The organism is Comamonas testosteroni (genome assembly GCF_014076415.1).
In the GTDB taxonomy this organism is placed as follows: Bacteria; Pseudomonadota; Gammaproteobacteria; order Burkholderiales; family Burkholderiaceae_C; genus Comamonas; species Comamonas testosteroni_F.
The window spans coordinates 4,530,985-4,549,455 of sequence record NZ_CP043568.1 but is presented as its reverse complement, the minus strand read 5'-3'; the positions used below and the strand labels follow the sequence as shown (position 1 = coordinate 4,549,455).

The 18,471-nt window shown below is 61.2% G+C and carries 18 protein-coding genes; 9 read left to right on the top strand and 9 right to left on the bottom strand.

Annotation, left to right across the window (positions count from 1 at the left end; genetic code table 11):
- Nucleotides 1-21 precede the first annotated feature (21 nt).
- Nucleotides 22-564, top strand: coding sequence for a 6,7-dimethyl-8-ribityllumazine synthase (locus tag F0P97_RS20960; protein WP_182283875.1), 543 nt, complete (start codon nt 22-24; stop codon nt 562-564).
- Nucleotides 565-804: 240 nt separating this feature from the next.
- Nucleotides 805-1,941 carry a branched-chain amino acid ABC transporter substrate-binding protein gene (locus F0P97_RS20955; RefSeq protein ID WP_182283873.1) on the top strand — a complete coding sequence of 379 codons (1,137 nt, stop codon included), beginning with the start codon at nt 805-807 and terminating at the stop codon, nt 1,939-1,941.
- 145 nt (nt 1,942-2,086) lie between these two features.
- Here the strand turns inward: F0P97_RS20955 and F0P97_RS20950 are convergent, their stop codons facing one another.
- On the bottom strand, nt 2,087-2,998 hold the full coding sequence (locus F0P97_RS20950; RefSeq protein ID WP_182283863.1) for a LysR family transcriptional regulator: 912 nt from the start codon (nt 2,996-2,998) through the stop codon (nt 2,087-2,089).
- Between the two features lie 108 nt (nt 2,999-3,106).
- Here F0P97_RS20950 and F0P97_RS20945 point away from each other — a divergent pair, with 108 nt between their 5' ends.
- The 3 genes from F0P97_RS20945 (at nt 3,107) to F0P97_RS20935 (ending at nt 6,219) form a co-directional block, all read left to right on the top strand.
- Nucleotides 3,107-3,760, top strand: coding sequence for an NAD(P)-dependent oxidoreductase (locus F0P97_RS20945; protein ID WP_182283862.1), 654 nt, complete (start codon nt 3,107-3,109; stop codon nt 3,758-3,760).
- A 129-nt stretch (nt 3,761-3,889) separates the two neighbouring features.
- Nucleotides 3,890-5,098: a sugar transporter gene (locus F0P97_RS20940; RefSeq protein ID WP_182283859.1), complete on the top strand. Its 1,209-nt coding sequence runs from the start codon at nt 3,890-3,892 to the stop codon at nt 5,096-5,098.
- Between the two features lie 71 nt (nt 5,099-5,169).
- Nucleotides 5,170-6,219, top strand: a complete 1,050-nt coding sequence (locus F0P97_RS20935; RefSeq protein ID WP_182283857.1) for a porin — start codon at nt 5,170-5,172, stop codon at nt 6,217-6,219.
- Nucleotides 6,220-6,325: 106 nt separating this feature from the next.
- Here the strand turns inward: F0P97_RS20935 and F0P97_RS20930 are convergent, their stop codons facing one another.
- The 3 genes from F0P97_RS20930 to F0P97_RS20920 all read right to left on the bottom strand — a co-directional run bounded on the left by F0P97_RS20930 (nt 6,326) and on the right by F0P97_RS20920 (nt 10,151).
- Complete coding sequence (locus F0P97_RS20930; protein WP_182283855.1) at nt 6,326-7,294, bottom strand: tripartite tricarboxylate transporter substrate binding protein BugE; 969 nt, start codon at nt 7,292-7,294, stop codon at nt 6,326-6,328.
- Between the two features lie 112 nt (nt 7,295-7,406).
- Entirely contained in the window at nt 7,407-8,669 is a 1,263-nt protein-coding gene (locus F0P97_RS20925; protein ID WP_182283853.1) for a CaiB/BaiF CoA transferase family protein, read from the bottom strand.
- Nucleotides 8,670-8,957: 288 nt separating this feature from the next.
- Nucleotides 8,958-10,151: an acyl-CoA dehydrogenase gene (locus F0P97_RS20920; protein ID WP_182283851.1), complete on the bottom strand. Its 1,194-nt coding sequence runs from the start codon at nt 10,149-10,151 to the stop codon at nt 8,958-8,960.
- Nucleotides 10,152-10,348: 197 nt separating this feature from the next.
- Here F0P97_RS20920 and F0P97_RS20915 point away from each other — a divergent pair, with 197 nt between their 5' ends.
- Nucleotides 10,349-11,305: a LysR family transcriptional regulator gene (locus tag F0P97_RS20915; protein ID WP_182283849.1), complete on the top strand. Its 957-nt coding sequence runs from the start codon at nt 10,349-10,351 to the stop codon at nt 11,303-11,305.
- Nucleotides 11,306-11,319: 14 nt separating this feature from the next.
- On the opposite strand, the gene F0P97_RS20910 is transcribed toward F0P97_RS20915, so the two are convergent.
- Nucleotides 11,320-11,973 (bottom strand): TetR/AcrR family transcriptional regulator, encoded by a 654-nt coding sequence (locus F0P97_RS20910; RefSeq protein WP_182283847.1) that lies wholly within the window; start codon nt 11,971-11,973, stop codon nt 11,320-11,322.
- Nucleotides 11,974-12,285: 312 nt separating this feature from the next.
- On the bottom strand, nt 12,286-13,473 hold the full coding sequence (locus tag F0P97_RS20905; RefSeq protein ID WP_182283845.1) for an aromatic ring-hydroxylating oxygenase subunit alpha: 1,188 nt from the start codon (nt 13,471-13,473) through the stop codon (nt 12,286-12,288).
- A gap of 316 nt (nt 13,474-13,789) precedes the next feature.
- Here F0P97_RS20905 and tenA point away from each other — a divergent pair, with 316 nt between their 5' ends.
- Together tenA and F0P97_RS20895 are read left to right on the top strand one after the other, a co-directional pair.
- A complete protein-coding gene (gene tenA / locus F0P97_RS20900; RefSeq protein ID WP_182283843.1) occupies nt 13,790-14,461 on the top strand; it encodes a thiaminase II in 672 nt (223 codons plus the stop codon).
- 370 nt (nt 14,462-14,831) lie between these two features.
- On the top strand, nt 14,832-15,302 hold the full coding sequence (locus F0P97_RS20895) for a hypothetical protein (RefSeq protein WP_182283842.1): 471 nt from the start codon (nt 14,832-14,834) through the stop codon (nt 15,300-15,302).
- Nucleotides 15,303-15,311: 9 nt separating this feature from the next.
- On the opposite strand, the gene F0P97_RS20890 is transcribed toward F0P97_RS20895, so the two are convergent.
- Complete coding sequence (locus F0P97_RS20890; protein WP_182283840.1) at nt 15,312-16,256, bottom strand: LysR family transcriptional regulator; 945 nt, start codon at nt 16,254-16,256, stop codon at nt 15,312-15,314.
- A gap of 87 nt (nt 16,257-16,343) precedes the next feature.
- On the opposite strand from F0P97_RS20890, the gene F0P97_RS20885 reads away from it, so the two are divergent.
- A complete protein-coding gene (locus F0P97_RS20885) occupies nt 16,344-17,282 on the top strand; it encodes a DMT family transporter (protein WP_232538002.1) in 939 nt (312 codons plus the stop codon).
- A 49-nt stretch (nt 17,283-17,331) separates the two neighbouring features.
- Here the strand turns inward: F0P97_RS20885 and F0P97_RS20880 are convergent, their stop codons facing one another.
- Both F0P97_RS20880 and F0P97_RS20875 read right to left on the bottom strand, forming a co-directional pair.
- Entirely contained in the window at nt 17,332-18,072 is a 741-nt protein-coding gene (locus F0P97_RS20880; protein ID WP_182283836.1) for an LrgB family protein, read from the bottom strand.
- Nucleotides 18,069-18,458: a CidA/LrgA family protein gene (locus tag F0P97_RS20875; RefSeq protein ID WP_182283834.1), complete on the bottom strand. Its 390-nt coding sequence runs from the start codon at nt 18,456-18,458 to the stop codon at nt 18,069-18,071. Before F0P97_RS20875 ends, F0P97_RS20880 begins: the two co-directional genes overlap by 4 nt.
- Between the last annotated feature and the right edge of the window lie 13 nt (nt 18,459-18,471).

Here is an 18,471-nt window from a genome sequence, read left to right as displayed (position 1 = left end):
GAATTTTCTGGAAATACCACCATGAATCAGACCCCTATCTCCATGAATTTTGCCACTCACGCGACTTCCGAAGGTACGCCCTGGAAGACCGTAGCAGGCCGCAGCCGCATTGCCATCATCAGCGCCAGCTGGCACACCGAAGTGGTCTACCAGGCCCGCGATGCTGCCCAGGCCGAGCTTCAGGCGCAGGGCGTGCAGGCTGGCAACATCACGCATTTCAGCGTGCCCGGTGCCTTTGAAATCCCGCTGCTGGCCAAGAAGCTGGCGCAAAGCGGTCGTTTCGACGCCGTGATCGCCACGGCACTGATCGTCAACGGCGGCATCTATCGCCATGAATTCGTGACCACGGCTGTGATCGACGGCCTGATGCGCGTGCAGATGGATACCGAAGTGCCCGTGTTCTCCGCCGTGCTGACGCCGCGTGACTTCCATGAACATGGCGATCATGTGGAGTTCTTCCGCCAGCACTTCGTGAAGAAGGGCGTGGAGGTGGCTCATGCCTGCCTGAGCACGCTGGACCAGCATGCCAGGGTGGATGCGATCCTGCAGGCCAAGGCAGCCTGAGCGGCACGTGTTGATGCAAGAACGCCCCAGTCTGGGGCGTTTTTTTGGGGCCCTGCTGCCATTTTGCGAGCAAGGGCTGGCGGCGGGTTTGTCCAGCACAGCCCGGCGCACTTGCCGATCCCTGAAAACACTGATTGTTGTGCCGGTGTAGCACTCGCCGCACCTATGTGATTGCCTCATTGCCAATTGCCTGCCGCGGGGCATAAGGTTGCGTCTTGTCTCAACCGAGTGGAGTGCGCAATGAAGAATTTTGGCAAGTTGTGTATCGCGACAGTCGTAGCAGGTATGGCAGGGGGCGTGATGGCCCAGGAGCAGATCATCAAGATCGGCCATATCGGCCCGACCTCCGGCCCTCAGGCTCACTTCGGCAAGGACGATGAAAACGGCGTGCGCATGGCCATCGAGGACCTGAACGCCAAAGGCATGGAAATCGGCGGCAAGAAGGTCAAGTTCGTGCTGGTGGCCGAGGACGATGTGGCTGATCCCAAGCAGGGCACGGCGGCTTCGCAAAAACTGTGCGATGACAAGGTGGCCGGTGCAGTGGCCTTTGTGAACTCCGGTGTGGCGATTCCTTCTTCCAAGGTGTTCCAGGACTGTGGCATTCCCATGATCACGGGCGCGGCGACCAATCCCGATCTGACCAAACCCGGCTGGAACACCACCTACCGCGTGATTGCCAACGACAACGCCCTGGGTGCGGCACTGGCTAGCTATGCGGCCAAGAATCTCAAGCTCAAGAATGTGGCCGTGATTGACGACCGCACGGCCTATGGCCAGGGCCTGGCCAATGTGTTCAAGAAGGATGCCGCAAAGCACGGCATCAAGATCGTGGCCAACGAGTTCACCAACGACAAGGCCACGGACTTCATGGCCATTCTGACCTCCATCAAGGCCAAGAAACCCGATGCCATCTTCTACGGCGGCATGTATGGTCAGGCCGGCCCCATGCTGCGCCAGATGGCCCAGCTGGGCATGAATGACGTCAAGATGTTTGGCGGTGACGGTATTTGCGTGACCGAGCTGGCCAAGGTGGCTGCCGGCGCCAAGCCGCTGGAGAACGTGGTCTGCGCCGATGGCGGTGCCTCCATTGCCAAGATGCCTGGCGGCACGGAGTGGAAGAAGCGCTATGACGCCAAGTATCCTGGCCAGTTCCAGGTCTACAGCCCCTATTTCTATGACGGCACCATGCTGCTGGCCGACGCCATGAAACGTGCCAATTCATGGGACCCCAAGGTCTATATCCCCTTCCTGCAGAAGTCCGACTTCTCGGGGGTGACCTCCAAGATCCAGTTCGAGAAGAATGGCGAGATGAAGAACCCCAGCTATACGCTGAGCCGCTATGTGAACGGCAACAAGACGCCTATCGACCTGAACTGATTGCCTTGAGTGCACCGGGCCATGTGGTGTGGCCTGTTTTGCAAAGCCTGCGGATGCCTCGCATTTGCAGGCTTTTTTGCTTTCGACCCTTGGGGGGCGGGCCTGGATGGCTGCTGGTTGGGTCCTTGCGTGTGCGAGGATTGCGCTAGTTCTGCATGCCCTCTAGCTGCGCGAAATACTCGCGCAGCACCTCGATGGCCTCGCGCACCTTGGCGGGCAGGCTGTCGCGGCTGGCGGTGACGACCCAGATATCCAGCATACCCATATCCCAGTCAGGCAGCAGGCGCACCAGGCTGCCCGTTTCCAGGCTTGCCGCCACGTCATGGGCCGAGAGCAGGGCAAGCCCCAGGCCCGCTTCGCAGAACTGCTGCACCGCGCTGCGGTGGTTGCTGACCATGAGCGGCCGCACCTGCAGCCGGTACTCCTGCGCCGTGCCCTGCTGGCGCCACAGAAAGTCGGCCTGGGGATCGTCGCTGCGGCTCATTTCCAGCCAGGGCAGTTGTGCCAGCTCGCTGGGGTGTCGAGGCGTGCTGCCGTGGGCCTTGATCCAATGCGGCGAGGCGCAGAGCACGGTGGCGCTGCGTCCCAGGTGGCGGGCCACCCAACTGGAATCCTGCAGATTGCCGAAGCGCAGCGCCAGATCCACGCGCGCCTGGATCAGGTCTATGGGAGTGTCATCCATCAGCAGGCGCAGCCGTAGCTCAGGATGCATGGCCAGCCATCGGCGCAGCGCAGGGGCCGCATGCTGGGTAAAGCCGGCCGGGGCAGCCAGACGCAGTTCGCCGCTGGGCCGCTGATGCTCGGCGGCCAACTCGGCGCGAGCCCGGTTGGCCGCTTCGCACATGGCGGCGCATTGTATGTAAAAGCGCTGGCCGGCATCTGTCAGCGTCAGCTGGCGCGTGGAGCGGTGCAGCAGCGTCAGGCCAGCATCGTGCTCCAGCTGACGGATATGCTGGCTGACGGCCGAGGGCGTCATGTCGAGCTGGCGGGCGGCCGCGCTCATGCTGCCGCGCTCCACCACGGCGGCAAAAATGGCCATGCGTCTGAAATCTTCCATGAGGCTATTTTGAAGTGCTGCTTCAAGGTCATGGTGGCTGAAAGGGGTTTTTCTCGCGATTGATGCCGATTAATCTTTAGCTCTTTTGAAGATACAAGGGGTTTTTCCATGAAGGTTGCATTGATTGGCGCCACGGGTTTTGTCGGTGCCGGATTGCTGGATGAGCTGCTGCGTCGCGGTCATGAAGTCGTGGCCCTGGTTCGCAAGGCCGCTGCCGCACGCGAGCATGTGCAGTTCGTCAAGGCCGATGTGCTCAAGGCCGACGAGGTGCAGCGTGCCGTGACCGGTTGCGACGCGGTGGTCAGCGCCTATAACGCAGGCTGGAAAAATCCCAATATCTATGACGATTTCATGCAGGGCTCGCGTGCCATCGTGCAAGGCGTCAAGGCTGCGGGCATCAAGCGCTATCTGGTCGTGGGCGGCGCCGGCAGCCTGTATGTGAATGGCCAGCAGTTGGTGGATTCGCCCAACTTCCCGGCGTTTATCAAGCCCGGAGCCTCGGCGGCGCGCGACATGTTTGCCGAGTTGCAAAAGGAGTCCGCTCTGGACTGGACCATGCTGAGCCCGGCCGTGGGCTTTCATGGCGGCTCCGATGCGCAATCCAGGGGCCGCACTGCCGAGTACCGCACGGGCAAGGACGAACCGTTGATGCAGGCTGACGGTCAGCCCGGCGATATTTCGGTGCAGGACCTGGCCGTGGCGCTGATCGATGCACTGGACAGGAGCAAACACGTCAAGGCACGCTTCACCGTCGCGCATTGATCAGGCCCTGCCTTCGCCAGGCCCGACCCCATTGATTGGCGGGGCAAGGCCGGGCTGTCTGTCCGCTGTCATGCTGCAAGCGCACAATTTCGGGTTTTGCGGCGCCAGACGCCGGCAAGCCCTTATTGCATGACAGAAACCTTGACTGCCCCTATCGAATCGACCCGATCTCCCACCCAGGCCTGGCTCAGCGTGATTGCGCTGGCGCTGGGGGCTTTTGTTTTCAATACCAGCGAGTTCGTGCCGGTCGGCCTGCTCAGCAGCATCGGCGCCAGTTTTGACATGCAGGTCGAGCAGGTGGGGCTTATGCTCACCATCTATGCCTGGGTGGTCGCGCTGGCCTCGCTGCCCTTCATGCTGCTCACGCGCAAGGTGGAGCGGCGCAAGCTGCTGATGGGCGTGTTCGCGGTGTTCGTACTCAGCCATCTGCTCTCGGGTGTGGCCTGGAGCTATGCGTCTTTGGTCATCAGCCGTATCGGCATTGCGCTGTCGCATGCTGTGTTTTGGTCCATCACTGCCTCGCTGGCCGTGCGGGTGGCGCCTCCGGGCAAGAAGGCCATGGCATTGAGCCTGCTGGCCACGGGCACTTCCGTGGCCATGGTGCTGGGCATTCCGCTGGGTCGCATCGTGGGCGAATGGCTGGGCTGGCGCATGACGTTTCTGGCCATTGGCGCGGTGGCGGCGGCGGTGATGCTGGTGCTGGGCAAGCTGTTACCTCTGCTGCCCAGCGAGAACGCCGGCTCCCTGTCCAGTGTGCCCATGCTGTTCAGGCGCCCGGCCCTGGTCGGCATCTATGTGCTGCTGGTGCTGGTGATTACCGGCCAGTTCACGGCGTATAGCTATATCGAGCCCTTTGTGCAGGACGTTGCCGGCCACGCCGGCGATGTGACCACGGCTGTGCTGCTGCTGTATGGCGGCATGGGCATTGTGGGCAGCGTGCTGTTCGGCTGGTTCGGTCTGCGCTTTCCGCGCGGCTTTCTGCTGGCTTCCATCGGTGTGCTGGCGCTGAGCCTGTTGCTGCTGGTCATGAGCAGCACGCAGGTCTGGAGCCTGTATCTGCAAAGCTCGGTCTGGGGCATTGCCATGATCTGCTTTGCGCTGTCCATGCAGTCCAAGGTGCTGAATCTGGCGCCGGATGCCACCGATGTGGCCATGTCCATGTTCTCTGGCATTTTCAATATCGGCATTGGCGGCGGCGCACTGCTGGGCAGCATCGTCAGCCAGCAATGGGGCATGACGCATATCGGCCTGGTGGGCGGCCTGCTGATTGCCATGGGCGGTGCGCTCTGGTTGTTCATGATGCTGAAGCTGGCCGACAGCTTCCGTTTGAAGTCCTAGTTTTGTATACAAAACTGGCCTGACTCTTGCATGGGTGGTTTGTCTCAAATTTTTTAGAGAGGAAACCACCCATGAAAGCGTTTGTCGCTACCTTCACCACCATCGCCCTGGCTGTGGCCAGCCTGTCGGCCCAGGCCCAGAGTTCCGTGCAGCTCACCGGCACCATCGATAGCTATGCGGGCTCCATGAAGCTGGCAGGGCAGGAGCGTGTGGCCTCGGTCGGCTCCGGCGGTTTGACCACTTCCTGGTGGGGTGTGAAGGGCGTGGAAGATCTGGGCGGCGGTCTCAAGGCCGACTTCAATATCACCAGCTTTTTTCGTGCCGATACCGGTACCCCCGGCCGCTTTGATGCCGATCCCTTTTTCTCGCGTGATGCCAATGTGGGCCTGGCCGGCGGCTTTGGCCGCGTGAGCCTGGGTCGTGGCCTGGCACCGAACTTCCTGCCCACGGTGCTGACCAACCCGTTCGGCGACTCCTTCACGGTCTCGCCACTGGTGCTGCATGCGAATATGACGACTGCGGCCTGGGGAACGGACAGCCTGACCACAGCCTCCAACACCGGCTGGAGCAACCAGATCCTGTATTCCACGCCCAGCTTCGGCGGCCTGAAGGCCAATGTGCACTACCAGTTCGGCGAGCAGACCAGCAGTGGCAACAAGGGCAAGAAGAATGTGGGCCTGAACCTGATGTACTTCGGCGGCCCGCTGAGCCTGACCGCGTTCTACGAGCGTGCGCAGATCAACAACCCGGTATCGCTGGCGGTGATGCCGACCAAGAGCAACTGGATGGTGGGCGGCAGCTATGACTTCAGCGTGGCCAAGCTCTATGCCACTTATGGCCAGGCCAAGATCAACGCCCAGGATCGCGAGAACACCACCTACTCACTGGGTCTGGACATCCCCGTCAGCGGCACGCCCGGTACCTTCAAGGCAGCGGCTGCACGTACCAAGTCGGAAGTGGGCAGCGTCAGCGGCACGCGCACCACAGTCAGCCTGGGCTACGACCATTTCCTGTCCAAGCGCACCGATGTCTATGCCGTGGCCATGTACGACCGCGTGAGCATGGACATTCCCAACAAGTCCGGCACCAGCGCGGTGGTGGGTATCCGCCATCGTTTCTAAGCTGCACCAGTTTCATGCACCAGCACCTTGCTTGTGCATGAGCGGTACAAAGAAAAAGTCCTCGCAGGCATTCACACCTGCGAGGACTTCTTGGGGATGAAGACGCTTAGTCTTCCATCTTCAGGTTCTGCTTTTGCACCACGTTCTTGTAGACGGCCAGCTCTTCGGCCATTTGCTTGGCAAAGGCTTCGGGTGTGTCGGCCATGATGATGGAGCCGCTTTCCTCGATGCGCTTTTTCACCGCAGGATCTTGCACCGCCTTGCGCACGGCGGCGTTGATCTTGTCCACCACTTCCTTTGGCAGGTTCTTGGGGCCAACGATGCCGTAGTACGCCATGCGGTTGACCTGGGGCAGACCCATTTCCTTGAAGGTAGGCACATCAGGCAGTGCAGCCAGACGCTGGGGAGCGGCGACGACGAGGGCCGTCAGGCGCTTTTCCTTGACGAAGGGCAGGGTAGAGGGCAGGTTGTCAAAAATCAGCGGCACCTGGCCGGCAACCGCGTCGTTCAGCGCAGGGCCGGAGCCACGGTAAGGCACGTGGGCTATGTCGGTCTTGGTTTCCAGCTTGAACATTTCCATCATCAGATGGGTGATGGAGCCTTGACCGGGCGATGCGTAAGAGTACTTGCCGGGGTTGCTCTTGACCTCAGCCAGGAAGCTCTTGTAATCCTTGCCCGCAAACTTGGGATTGGCGGCAATGATGTTGGGCGTGGCGGCGATGTTCACGATGGGCGTGAAATCGGTGGCGACGTTGTAGGTGATCTTGGGGTTGATGGCCGGGTTGGTGGCCGTTGTGGACACGGTGGCAATGCCCAGGTTGTAGCCATCGGGCTTGGCGCGTGCCGTTTCAGCTGCGCCAATGGTGCCGCCGCCGCCGCCCTTGTTTTCCACCACCACGGACTGGCCCAGCTCACGGCTCAGTGGCTCGGCAATGACGCGGGCAATCAGGTCGGTCGTGCCGCCAGCGGCAAAGGGAACCAGCAGACGGATGGGCTTGTTGGGATAAGCGCCTTGTGCCTGTGCAGCGCCGCAAAAAGCCATGGCAGCCAGAACGGTGGCTGTGAACTTGAACATCAATGTCTCCTTGGAAAGTGTGATTGGCAGTGCATTTCTGCTGAAATTGCCTGCGGTTTTCGGGGCTTGGGCCCTCTTTTGTTGTCAGGAGGTTGCTTTGGCCGTGAAGGCCTCAAACCACTCCCTGCTCATGCAACGCAACAATGGCGTTGTCATCAAGTCCGAATTCGCGCAGCACCTCATCGGTGTGCTGGCCGAGGGCAGGCGGGGCGTTGCGGTAAGTCACCGGCGTGGCCGACAGACGTATGGGATTGGCGACGGTGGCAATATGGCCAATGCCGTCACTGGCGTTTCGCGGCAGACTTTTCTGAATGCCGCGCGCCCTGACCTGGGGGTCTTCAAAGGCCTGGGCAACGGTGTTGATGGGGCCACAGGGCACGGCCTTGTCTTCCAGCAGCGCAATCCAGTCAGCCGTGCTGCGCTGAAGCATCTGTGGCTTCATCAACGCCAGCAGTGCCGCACGGTTCTGTACACGGGCGGTATTGGTGGCAAAGCGTGCATCCTGGGCCCAGCCGTCCTGGCCGATGGCTGCGCAGAAGCGCGCGAACTGACCGTCATTGCCGATGGCCAGCAGCACATTGCCGTCCAATGTCGGAAAGTCTTGATAGGGCGCCAAGCTGGGATGGGTGTTGCCGGCGCGGCCCGGCGCCTGGCCGGTGGCCAGAAAACCTGCAGCCTGGTTGGCCAGCACAGCCATGCCCACATCCAGCAGCGCCATATCGATGTACTGGCCCTGACCGCTGCCGTTTCTCGCATTGTCACGGGCGTTGAGCGCGGCCAGGATGGCGTTGCTGGCATAGAGCCCCGTGAACACGTCGATCACGGCCACGCCGACCTTGAGCGGGCCTCCGCCGGGTTCGCCATCTGCATGGCCGGTGATGCTCATCAGGCCGCACATGGCCTGCACCATGAGGTCATAGCCGGCGCGCTCGGCGTAGGGGCCGTCCTGGCCGAAACCTGTGATGGAGCAGTACACCAGGCGCGGGTTCAGAGCCTTGAGACTGTCATAGTCCAGGCCGTATTGCGCGAGTCCTCCGGTCTTGAAGTTCTCCACCACCACATCGGCCTCTTGCGCCATGCGCTGCAGCAGAGCCCGGCCCTCGGGGTGGGCCATGTCCACGGTGATGGAGCGCTTGTTGCGGTTGCAGGCCGTGAAGTAGCTGGCTTCGCGGGTGTCGTTGCCCGCATCGTCCTTGAGGAACGGAGGGCCCCAGTGGCGCGTATCGTCGCCGGCAACCGGGCGCTCCACCTTGACCACATCGGCACCCAGATCGGCCAGCATCTGCGTGGCCCATGGACCCGCCAGCACGCGCGACAGATCCAGCACCTTGATGCCTGCCAGTGCGCCGGTGGGAGTGGTGGAGCTTGCGTTCATGTCGGATGATCCCGTAAAGCGAAACAATGAAATAAATAGCTGCTTGCGCTTTATTTGTCTGGGTTCTGAGCTGAAAACTATTCAAAACCCAGACAAATCAAACGGTACTAGCTCGTTAATAGATAGTGAGCAGAAGGTGACGGTGACAGCAATCTTTGCCATCATCCCGAGGCCAGGGCAACAAGCAAGGGCCTGGGCGGCCCCGCCGCCCCGCAGCGAGGTTGCCGTCCCCCTCCGGCGCGAAGCGCCAGGGAGGGGGAAAGCGGCGTAGCCGCTCAGGGGGAGCCATCAGTTGGCAAACGCCGCAATGCCGGTCTGGGCGCGACCCAGAATCAGCGCATGCACATCGTGCGTGCCTTCATAGGTGTTCACCACTTCCAGGTTCACCAGGTGGCGGGCCACGCCGAACTCGTCGCTGATGCCGTTGCCGCCCAGCATGTCGCGCGCCATGCGGGCGATGTCCAGCGACTTGCCGCAGTTGTTGCGCTTGATCAGCGAGGTGATCTCGATCACGTTCTGGTGCTCGTCCTTCATGCGGCCCACGCGCAGCGCGGCTTGCAGGCCCAGCGTGATCTCGGTCTGCATATCGGCCAGCTTCTTCTGGATCAGCTGGTTGGCGGCCAGTGGGCGGCCGAACTGTTTGCGGTCCAGCGTGTACTGGCGGGCGGTGTGCCAGCAGTCTTCTGCCGCACCCAGCGCGCCCCAGGCAATGCCGAAGCGGGCGCTGTTCAGGCAGGTGAAAGGGCCCTTGAGGCCGCGAACATCGGGGAAGGCGTTCTCTTCAGGGCAGAACACATCGTCCATCACGATTTCACCGGTGATGGAGGCGCGCAGGCCCACCTTGCCGTGGATGGCCGGGGCGGACAGACCCTTCATGCCCTTTTCCAGCACAAAGCCGCGGATCTGACCCACAGTGCCGTCTTCGCTCACTTCCTTGGCCCAGACCACGAACACGTCGGCCACAGGGCTGTTGGTGATCCACATCTTGTTGCCCTTGAGGCGATAGCCGCCGTCGACCTTGTAGGCGCGTGCGGCCATGGAGCCAGGGTCGGAGCCGTGGTCGGGCTCGGTCAGGCCGAAGCAGCCGATGAACTCGCCTGAGGCCAACTTGGGCAGGTATTTCTGCTTCTGCGCTTCGGTGCCGAATTCGTTGATGGGCACCATCACCAGAGACGATTGCACGGAGGCCATGGAGCGGTATCCCGAGTCCACACGCTCGATCTCGCGCGCCACCAGGCCGTAGCTCACGTAGTTCAGGCCCGCGCCACCGTATTGCGTGGGGATGGTGGGGCCCAGCAGGCCCAGCTCACCCATCTCGCGGAAGATGCTGATGTCCACGGACTCGTTGCGGAACATGGCTTGCACGCGAGGCTTGAGCTTGTCCTGGCAGTACTCGCGCGCTGCGTCGCGGATCATGCGCTCGTCTTCGGTCAGTTGCTGGTCGAGCTGGAAGCAGTCGTCCCACTGGTAGCCATTGGCCATGTTCATCTCCTGAATGCAAGGTGTCGGGTTGCAGGCGCATTTCCGCCTGAGTGCTTGCACACATATTAGGTTTGCAGAACAGGGGCTGGCAAACGATGAATAATCATCTATGGATGAGTAAAACGCATGTATAAACGAATTATTCAGGGTTTTCCCGTTGTTTTGAAATTGATTGATGCGTTCTAGGCACAAGAGATATGCGCAGAGTTCTCCCTTCCACCCAGGCCCTGGCCTGCTTTGAATCGGCCGCCCGCCATGTCAGCTACACCAAGGCCGCACAGGAGTTGTCGCTGACGCAAAGTGCCGTCTCGCGCCAGATCATTGCGCTGGAGGAGTTTGTGGGCGTGGCCCTGTTCAAGCGCACGCGCCATGGCGTGCTGCTCACCGATGCGGGCCGGCATTACTCCACCCAGGTTGGTCGCTGGCTGCAGGGGCTGGAGCGCGACACGCTGGATCTGATGAGTCATCAGGGCGAGGGTGGCCCCATCAATCTGGCGGCAGTGCCCACCTTTGCCACACGCTGGTTGCTGCCGCGCCTGCCGCAACTGGCCCAGCAGCACCCTGACATCACAGTGCACATCGACGTGCAGACCCGGCCGTTTCTGTTTGCCGACACCGTGTTTGACGCAGCCCTTTATGCGGGCACGCCCGAGCAGGTGGCCCGCTGGCCCGGCGTGCAAGCGCAGTGGCTGATGGACGAGGAAGTTGTGCCCGTGTGCAGCCCGCAACTGCTAGCCACGGCCCAGCAGCGTGATCCAGGCCGCGCCTGGCTGCCGGTGGGCCCCGAGGTGATTGCGCGCCTGCCGCTGCTGCAGCAAAGTACGCGCCCCCAGGGCTGGCGCCAGTGGTTCGACGCGATGCATGTCGATGCACCGCGCGCGCTCGACGGCATGCGGCTCGAACTGTTTTCCATGCTGGCCGTGGCCGCCAGCCAGGGGCTGGGCGTGGCGCTGATCCCGCCCATGCTGATCGAGCAGGAGATCGCGCGTGGCGATCTCATCATCGCCTGCCCCCAGCCGCTGCGCGGCAACCGCGCCTATTACCTGGTAACGCCTGCGCTGGCGACCGAGGCACAGCCATCTCCGGCGCTGCGGGTGTTCAGCCAGTGGCTGCAGGGCCGCGCACAGGAAATTCGTGGTGGAAAAACAGAGTGATTGAACTGGCTGCGTTATGCCTTTTTTGAGACGAAGCTTGAAGTGCTGATGAGTAGTAGTACATCTGCAGCGATACGCCGCATCCAGTGGCTGTTGATCTTGAGGTCTGGCTCGGTAAAGGCTCTGCTGAAGGTGGGGCGCACAATCTGTGCGTAATTGAGGCTGCCCAGAATAATGGTCAGCAAAGCAACGGCAGCGATGTCTTGACGTAGCAATCCGGCTGCCTGACCTTCCTCAATCAAGGCCACACTCAGAAGCAAAAAGGTCTCTAGCGGCCGGGTATGAGCCAGTTCAATGCGCTCGGAATTGTCCAACAGCTCGCGAGTAATGAGTTTGAAGCCCGAAGGGCGGGCCTGCATCCATTCGATCTGCAGCAAGATGAAGGCCTGCAGGCGCTGTTGCAGCAGCGCCTCGGACTGGACGCCTTGCTCCATGCGCTGCATCAGCTCGTGTGCCTGAGCCTCGAGCACGGTGCGGTACAGCACTTCCTTGCTGGGAAAGTGGTGCAGCAGGCCGGGGTTGCCGATCTGGCAGTCCCGGGCGATGGCCGATAGTGATGCCCCCTGAAATCCGTGGTCGGCAAAATGCTGTTCGGCACGATCCAGGATCAGTTCTTTACGAGAGAGCGGTTTGCAGGGCATCCAGTGATTATAGAAATGGGAGGGCACAGGCCGGAGGGCGGCGCGTGTGCAGTGGCTCGTTCAGTTGATGGCCCGCTCTTGTCCCGCCCAGTACGGTGCGCGCAGTTGGCGCTTGAGCAGCTTGCCTGATTCCGTGCGCGGTAGGCTTGTCAGAAAGTCCATGCTTTTCGGGCGTTTGACGTACCCCACTTGCCTGACGAAGTGCTGCGAGTGCCGATACGGTCCAGAAACTTCGTGTCGATGATCAGCACGCGGGCGTCCGAATCTTCAAGCACAACAGGTGGTCGTGGCTCAACCTAATGCAGCAGTAAACGCAGAGGCAAATGCAGAGGTCAGGGGTCAGCTAGAGGCTGTCTTCACAGGCTTATGGCTCAGAGGGCGGGGGTGGAGCGAGTCCAGCTGCTGTTGGAGTTGCGTGTGAAAGCGGGGCGCGCTGTACTCGAAGGAGCCAAAGGTGAGGCTGTCATTGGCGCCTGATGCCAGGCCGGCCTGTATGGACTCAGCGAGGGCGTAGTCTTCGGCCAGGGTTCGGCGGTAAAGGTCCACGTTGGCGTTCCAGTACGCTGCGGCCTTGTCTGTGGCGGGCTCGGTCGGAATCAGTGTGATCTCATGAATCCGTGTGCGGGAGGCGCTGAGCGGCTCCAGGTAGCTGAGCTGCCCGTGGTCGGGCTGGACCAGGATCATCGTGTTGGGAAAGAAGTAATAAGTCAGGTTGCCATACTTGCGCGGGTCGAAGCCGTTTGCTTCGGGTTGCTCTTTTGGAAAGCGGGACTTGATGAGGTACAAGCGCCGGTGCAGGTCAAATTCGTCCACCAGTTGCAGGTTGTTCATGAACATGTGGGCAATGGTCTGGCGGTGCGCAACCTTGAAGTGATAGGCTTCAAAGATGCCATCTGTCAGCAGCTTCCAGTTGGCGTTGACTTCGAGCGAGCGCTGCGCATAGGACACGGGGGAGTGGAGCCCGTCCAGCGACTCCAGGTTTTCCATGAGCGGACCCAGGTGTGTGTCGATATCTCTGATGGGTGATGTGGGGTCCAGCACCACCCAGATGATGCCGCCCCGCTCGACGGCGGTCAGCCCTTTGAGACCGGATTTCTCTTTCTTCAGTTGGGGGAAGCCGAAGGAGTCGGGAACACCTCGCAAGCCACCATCGGGCTGGTAAGTCCATGCGTGGTAGGGGCAGGTGAAGGCTCGTGTTTCGGTGCCGCTGCCCTCGGCCACAACGCGTGCGCCGCGGTGGCGGCAGACATTCAAGAACGCGTGGACGGCTCCGTCGGACTGCCTGACCAAAAGCAGCGGAACATCAAATGGAGTCAGCGACAGCCAGGCGCCGGGCGTGGGAATGGATGAGCTACCGGCCACGGGCTGGGGAAACTGGCGCAACAAGCGCAATTCCTGGGTGGTCTGCTCGTCGCTGGTGTATTGGGAGACTGCGACCTGTCCGCCCTGTGTATCGGCGTCGGCCAGTCCGGTTTGCATGGCATGTGTGGCGCGGCGGTAAAGCTCGTTTGCAAAATGGATGTCCATTCCCCTGCCTCCTTGCAATACATGTGATGTTTTGGTGATTCCTTGATTCAAGTCTATGAACTGACTGATCAGTCGGTCAATGGGGCTGACGAGGTTTTTGGAGCCTATGGTTTCCCCTGCCTTGTTCATCGCTTTGGCGCTCGTGTGAGTCGACGGACAAGTTCGAGGGGGAATGGAGCACATCCGCTGCAATACAGCTTTGACCTCAAAGCCGCAGCGGTATGAATAGCAAATGGCTTATTTCAGGTAAAAACAGTTTCTAGAGCAGTCAGCAAAGCGCTGGCTGCTATGAATTTTTGCAGTGGAGAGTCGAATCATGTCCTTCAGCCAAAGCCTGTGGAATGCCAACCAGGCGCTGTTTCAAAGCACCCTGGAGCTGCCCTTCAACCAGGAACTGGCGGCCGGCACGCTGAGTCGGGAGCGTTTTTGCCACTATATGATTCAGGATGCGCACTACCTCGTAGCCTATGGCCGCGCGCTGGCCGTGACGGCGGCCAAATCCGATAACGCCGAAGGCGTGGTGCAGTTTGCCAATGCCGCCAATGAGGCCGTGGTGGTGGAGCGGGCCCTGCATGGCGGCTTCATGCGCGATTTCGGCATCACGCCCGAGCAGTTTGCGGCCACGCCGCTGACGCCGGCCTGCCATCACTACACCAGCTATCTGTTGGCCACGGCCTGGAGCGCCACTTACCCGGTGGCCGTGGCCGCGCTGCTGCCCTGCTTCTGGATTTATGCCGAGGTGGGGCGCGACATTCATGCGCGCTCGGCCAAAGACAATCCATATCAGGCCTGGGTCGATACCTATGCCAGCGAGGAGTTCCACGCGGCGGTGCGCGGCGTCTGCGCCACGGTGGATCGTCTGGCAGTCGATGCGAGCGAGGCCACACGTGCGGCCATGCATGCAGCCTACAAGGATGCGGCCCGGCTGGAATGGCAGTTCTGGGACAGTGCCCATCGCCTGGCCGATTGGCAAGGGCCGCTGCGCTGAGAGCCTGGTGGCCCGATGGGGGTTGATTAAAAAATGATCAGCCTCCCGATTGTCCTGCGCTGACAAGGACTTAGCTTGCTTATTCAAGGTGTTGCCGGGGTTTGTCCACAAGCTTGTAGTGATTTGATGGGGAAAACTGGGCTGCAGTCCAATTTTGGCAAGCATGAGCTGCTATGAAATGCGGAGTTGGCAGGCTTTGAGTGTCTTGTGGTGTGGTTTGCTTAAAATTTAAGCGCGTATTGAAAAGTCGTTGCAGAACAATGGCTTGATATGCTTATCCCGGTGAGTGGTTGGTATTGTCCACAAGCTTGTAGCGGGCGAATGGGGATATCCCGATACGATGCCCGGTAAAGCATCGAGGGAGAGGGAATTGACGAAATCGACATACCGGGCCATTGTTCTTGCCTCCATGCTCATCCCTGTGGCGGGCCTGTGCCTGGATTCCTTTTACCCACTGATCCCGGCGAGTCTGAAGTCGGTGTATGACAGCATGGCGCAGTTCGGTGGCATCAAGAGTCATCCGCCAGGGGTATGGCTTGCCATGGCGGTGGTGACTGTGACCATGCTGGTGTCTTTTTACGGGCAGCTGCGCTTCAGGAACTGGGCGCCGAGTCTGGCTGTCAGCTCGACGCTAGCCTGCTTGCTGGTGTCCTGTTTTACGGGGCCTGTCTTGCAATCGGGTCTGGGCAGCGCTGTCGCCAGTGTCGGCACTCTGCTGAGCGGTATGGCTCTGATCCTGCCTTATGCCTGCGCTGACGTGCGTGCTCTTTTCTGGCCGCAAGCCGCTGCAGCGACTGTCGATACGGCTGGCCATCAGGCCGCTGCGACTGGGCCAGTTTGAGTCATGGGTTTAATGCTTGCCTGCCTCGACCAGATGATCGATCAGCGCCCGCACCTTGAGCGGCAGGTGGCGCGAGGGCATATACAGTGCATAAGCGGTGCGCGGCGCGTAGTTGCCCGTCAGCTGCCAGTCGGGCAGAACCTGTACCAGCGCGCCACTGTGCAATACGGCCTGGGCGGCAAAGTCTGCCACCAGGCCTATGCCCTGGTGCTGCAGCGCCAGATTGATGATTCCGGTGCTGCTGTCCATGGACAAAGGAGAGTGAACAGCGACCTCGGTCACGACAGCCTCTGGACTGCGAGCATGGCCGTGCATCCATTGCAGCCGGCTCTGAAAGTCGCCATAGCCCAGCGTGATGCATGCCACGCCATGCTCGCGTCCCAGCTCTTGCGGATGCTCGGGCGGCTTGATCAGGCCCCTGAGGTAGGCTGGCGAGGCCACGGCGATATAGCGCACCTGGCGCAACTCGCGCGCCACCATATGCGGCGGCAGCTGTTCGGGCCGGGTCAGGCGAATGGCCAGATCCAGGCCTTGCTGAGCCAGGTCCTGCATCTGGTCGCTGAGGCTGACGGCGACCTCGAGCTCGGGCCATTGGCGGCGCAGGGCGGGCAGCTGTGCGCTGAGCCAGATTTCCCCAAAGATGGTCGGTGCCGTCAGCCGCACCGTGCCGCGCGGCACGCCGCTGTAATGGCCGGCAATGGCATGGATATCGCTGGCGGTCTGAGCCAGCTGGCTGCAGGCGGCATAGATCTCGGCACCCAGCTCGGTCAGGGACAGGGAGCGGGTCGTGCGATGCAGCAGCTGCACGCCCCAGTGGGCTTCCAGTCGTCCCACGCTGCGGCTGACGGCCGAGGTGGTCAGATCCAGTTGCCGTGCGGCGGCGGCAAAGCTGCGCAGCTCGACTACCTTGGCGAAAACCAGCATTTCAGGCAGCAGGCCGGGCTCTGTGCTCATGGTTCGGATTGATTGTTGATTTATAGGTAATAGTAAGTGGAATAAGGCTGTATTGATGCTTGAGTGTGATTGATGGACCATGCCATCATGACTTCCCAGACCTCTTCCTCTTTGCAAGTGCTGGCTTCCAAACCAGCTTTGGCCGCCACCTCTCCGTCCAATGCAGCTGGCGGCAACTGGCGCATGGTGCTGGCCATGGCGCTTTCCGGAACCATTGGCCTGCTGGTGTTGGAGAGCGGCCTGCCTGTGCTGTGGGTGGTGTGGTTGCGTTGTCTGCTCGGCGGCCTCGGGCTGGCAGCCTGGGTGCTTTGGTCTGGCCAGTGGTCCAGGCCGACCTGGCGCGAGAGCGGCTGGCTCTTGCTAGGGGCGGCGGCGCTCATCGTCAATTGGCTGTGCCTGTTTCGTGCCTATGAATACAGCGGCATTGCCATTGCCACGGTGGTCTATCACGTACAGCCCTTCTTGCTGTTGCTGCTGGCGGCTCTGTTGCAGGGCGAGCCTCTGCCTCTCAGTCGGCTGCCATGGCTGGTATTGGCACTGGTAGGCGTAGGTTTGAGCAGCGGTCTGATCGGGCTGACTGACCAGCAGGCGTCGCAAGGGCAATCCCTGGGCATTGTGCTGGCACTGCTGGCCGCCGGTCTTTATGCCATGGCCACCCTGGCCACACAGCGGCTCAGGCGGCTTGCGCCGGCGCAGATTGCCATGCTGCAGATGCTGGTGGGGGCGCTGAGCTTGCTGCCCTGGGTGTGGGAGCTGCGCGCCCAGGCACTCTTCAGTCCCAAGGTCTGGGTTGCGGTGCTGTTGCTGGGCCTGGTGCATACGGCCTGGATGTACACGCTGATGTACACGGCATTTCAAAGACTTCAGGCGCAGGCGATCGCCGGCCTGTCCTTTATTTACCCCGTCATGGCTTTGCTGGTGGATTTGCTCTGGTTTGGTGCCAAGCCGCAGCCGGTGCAGTGGCTGGGGATGGCGCTGATTCTTGGGGCGCTTGCAGCCTACCGACGTAGCGAGCGTAAAAGTTAGTCAAAAATAGCTGCCAGCGGTTATTTACCAAGCGCTGGCAGCTATTGTTTTAGATCCAAGGGGTAATCGCCAGCACCAGTGGCATCAGTACAGCCGTTGCCACGCCGTTCAAGCCCATGGCCAAAGCGGAGAATGCTGCGGCCGTGGGGTTGAGCTGAATGGCGCGTGCCGTGCCAATCGCATGGGCCGTAAGTCCGATGGCAAAGCCCTGAACCGCTGGATCCTTGAGACGCAGGACGCGGCACAGCAGCGGTGCCATCATGGTGCCGCTGATGCCGGTAATGGCCACGGCCACGGCGGCCAGCGAGGGTGTTCCGCCAAAGCGCTCGGCCATGGGCAGGGCGATGGGAATGGTGGCCGACTTGGGCGCCACGGCGATCAGCGTAGCTTGCGAGCCGCCAAAGGCCCAGGCAATGCCCAGCGCTGAAAAAAGAGCGACCAGACAGCCCACCAGCAACGCGACACTGATGGGCAACCACAGCTGACTGATGCGCTCGCGCTGGGCGTACAGCGGGATCGCCAGGGCCACGGTGGCCGGGCCTATCATCAGACCCAGCAGGGATACGCCGTTTCGATAGGTTTCATAAGGCGTGCCCGTGAGCAACAGAATCGCGACGATGACGACCACGCCGGTAAACACCGGAATCAGCATGGGGCGGTTGCCGCTTTTTCGGTAGATGGCCATGGCCGCCATATAGACCAGCATGGTCAGCACCAGCCAGGGCAGGGGCGAGCCTTCGGCCAGGCTCAGCCAGGCGGTGTGCAGGCGTTCAAGCAAAGGTGTGCTCATGCGCCGGGCTCCTGCTTTGCGGCGGAATCGTCATCCGGCTTGCGAGTGCGCTGGCGCTGCAGGCAGAAGCGGAAGGTGAGGGCGGTTGCGGTGAATGTGATGGCAGCTCCGGCAATGCAGGCCAGCACAAACGGCAGCCATTCGCGGCGCAGGTGGTCGAATTCCAGCATCACTCCCGCAATGACGGGGATGAAAAGCAGCATCATGTTCTGCAACAGAACCTGGGCAGTATCTTCCAGTGTCTTGGGTAGGCGTTTGTAAAACAGCAGACCCAGCAGCAAAAGCAGGATGCCGATCAGCGCACCGGGCAGGGGTAGGCCCGTGACGCGGGCCAGGAACTCTCCCAGTAGCTGAAAGGCGAAAAGTACAGCAAGCGCATACAGCATAAAGGTGGTCAGC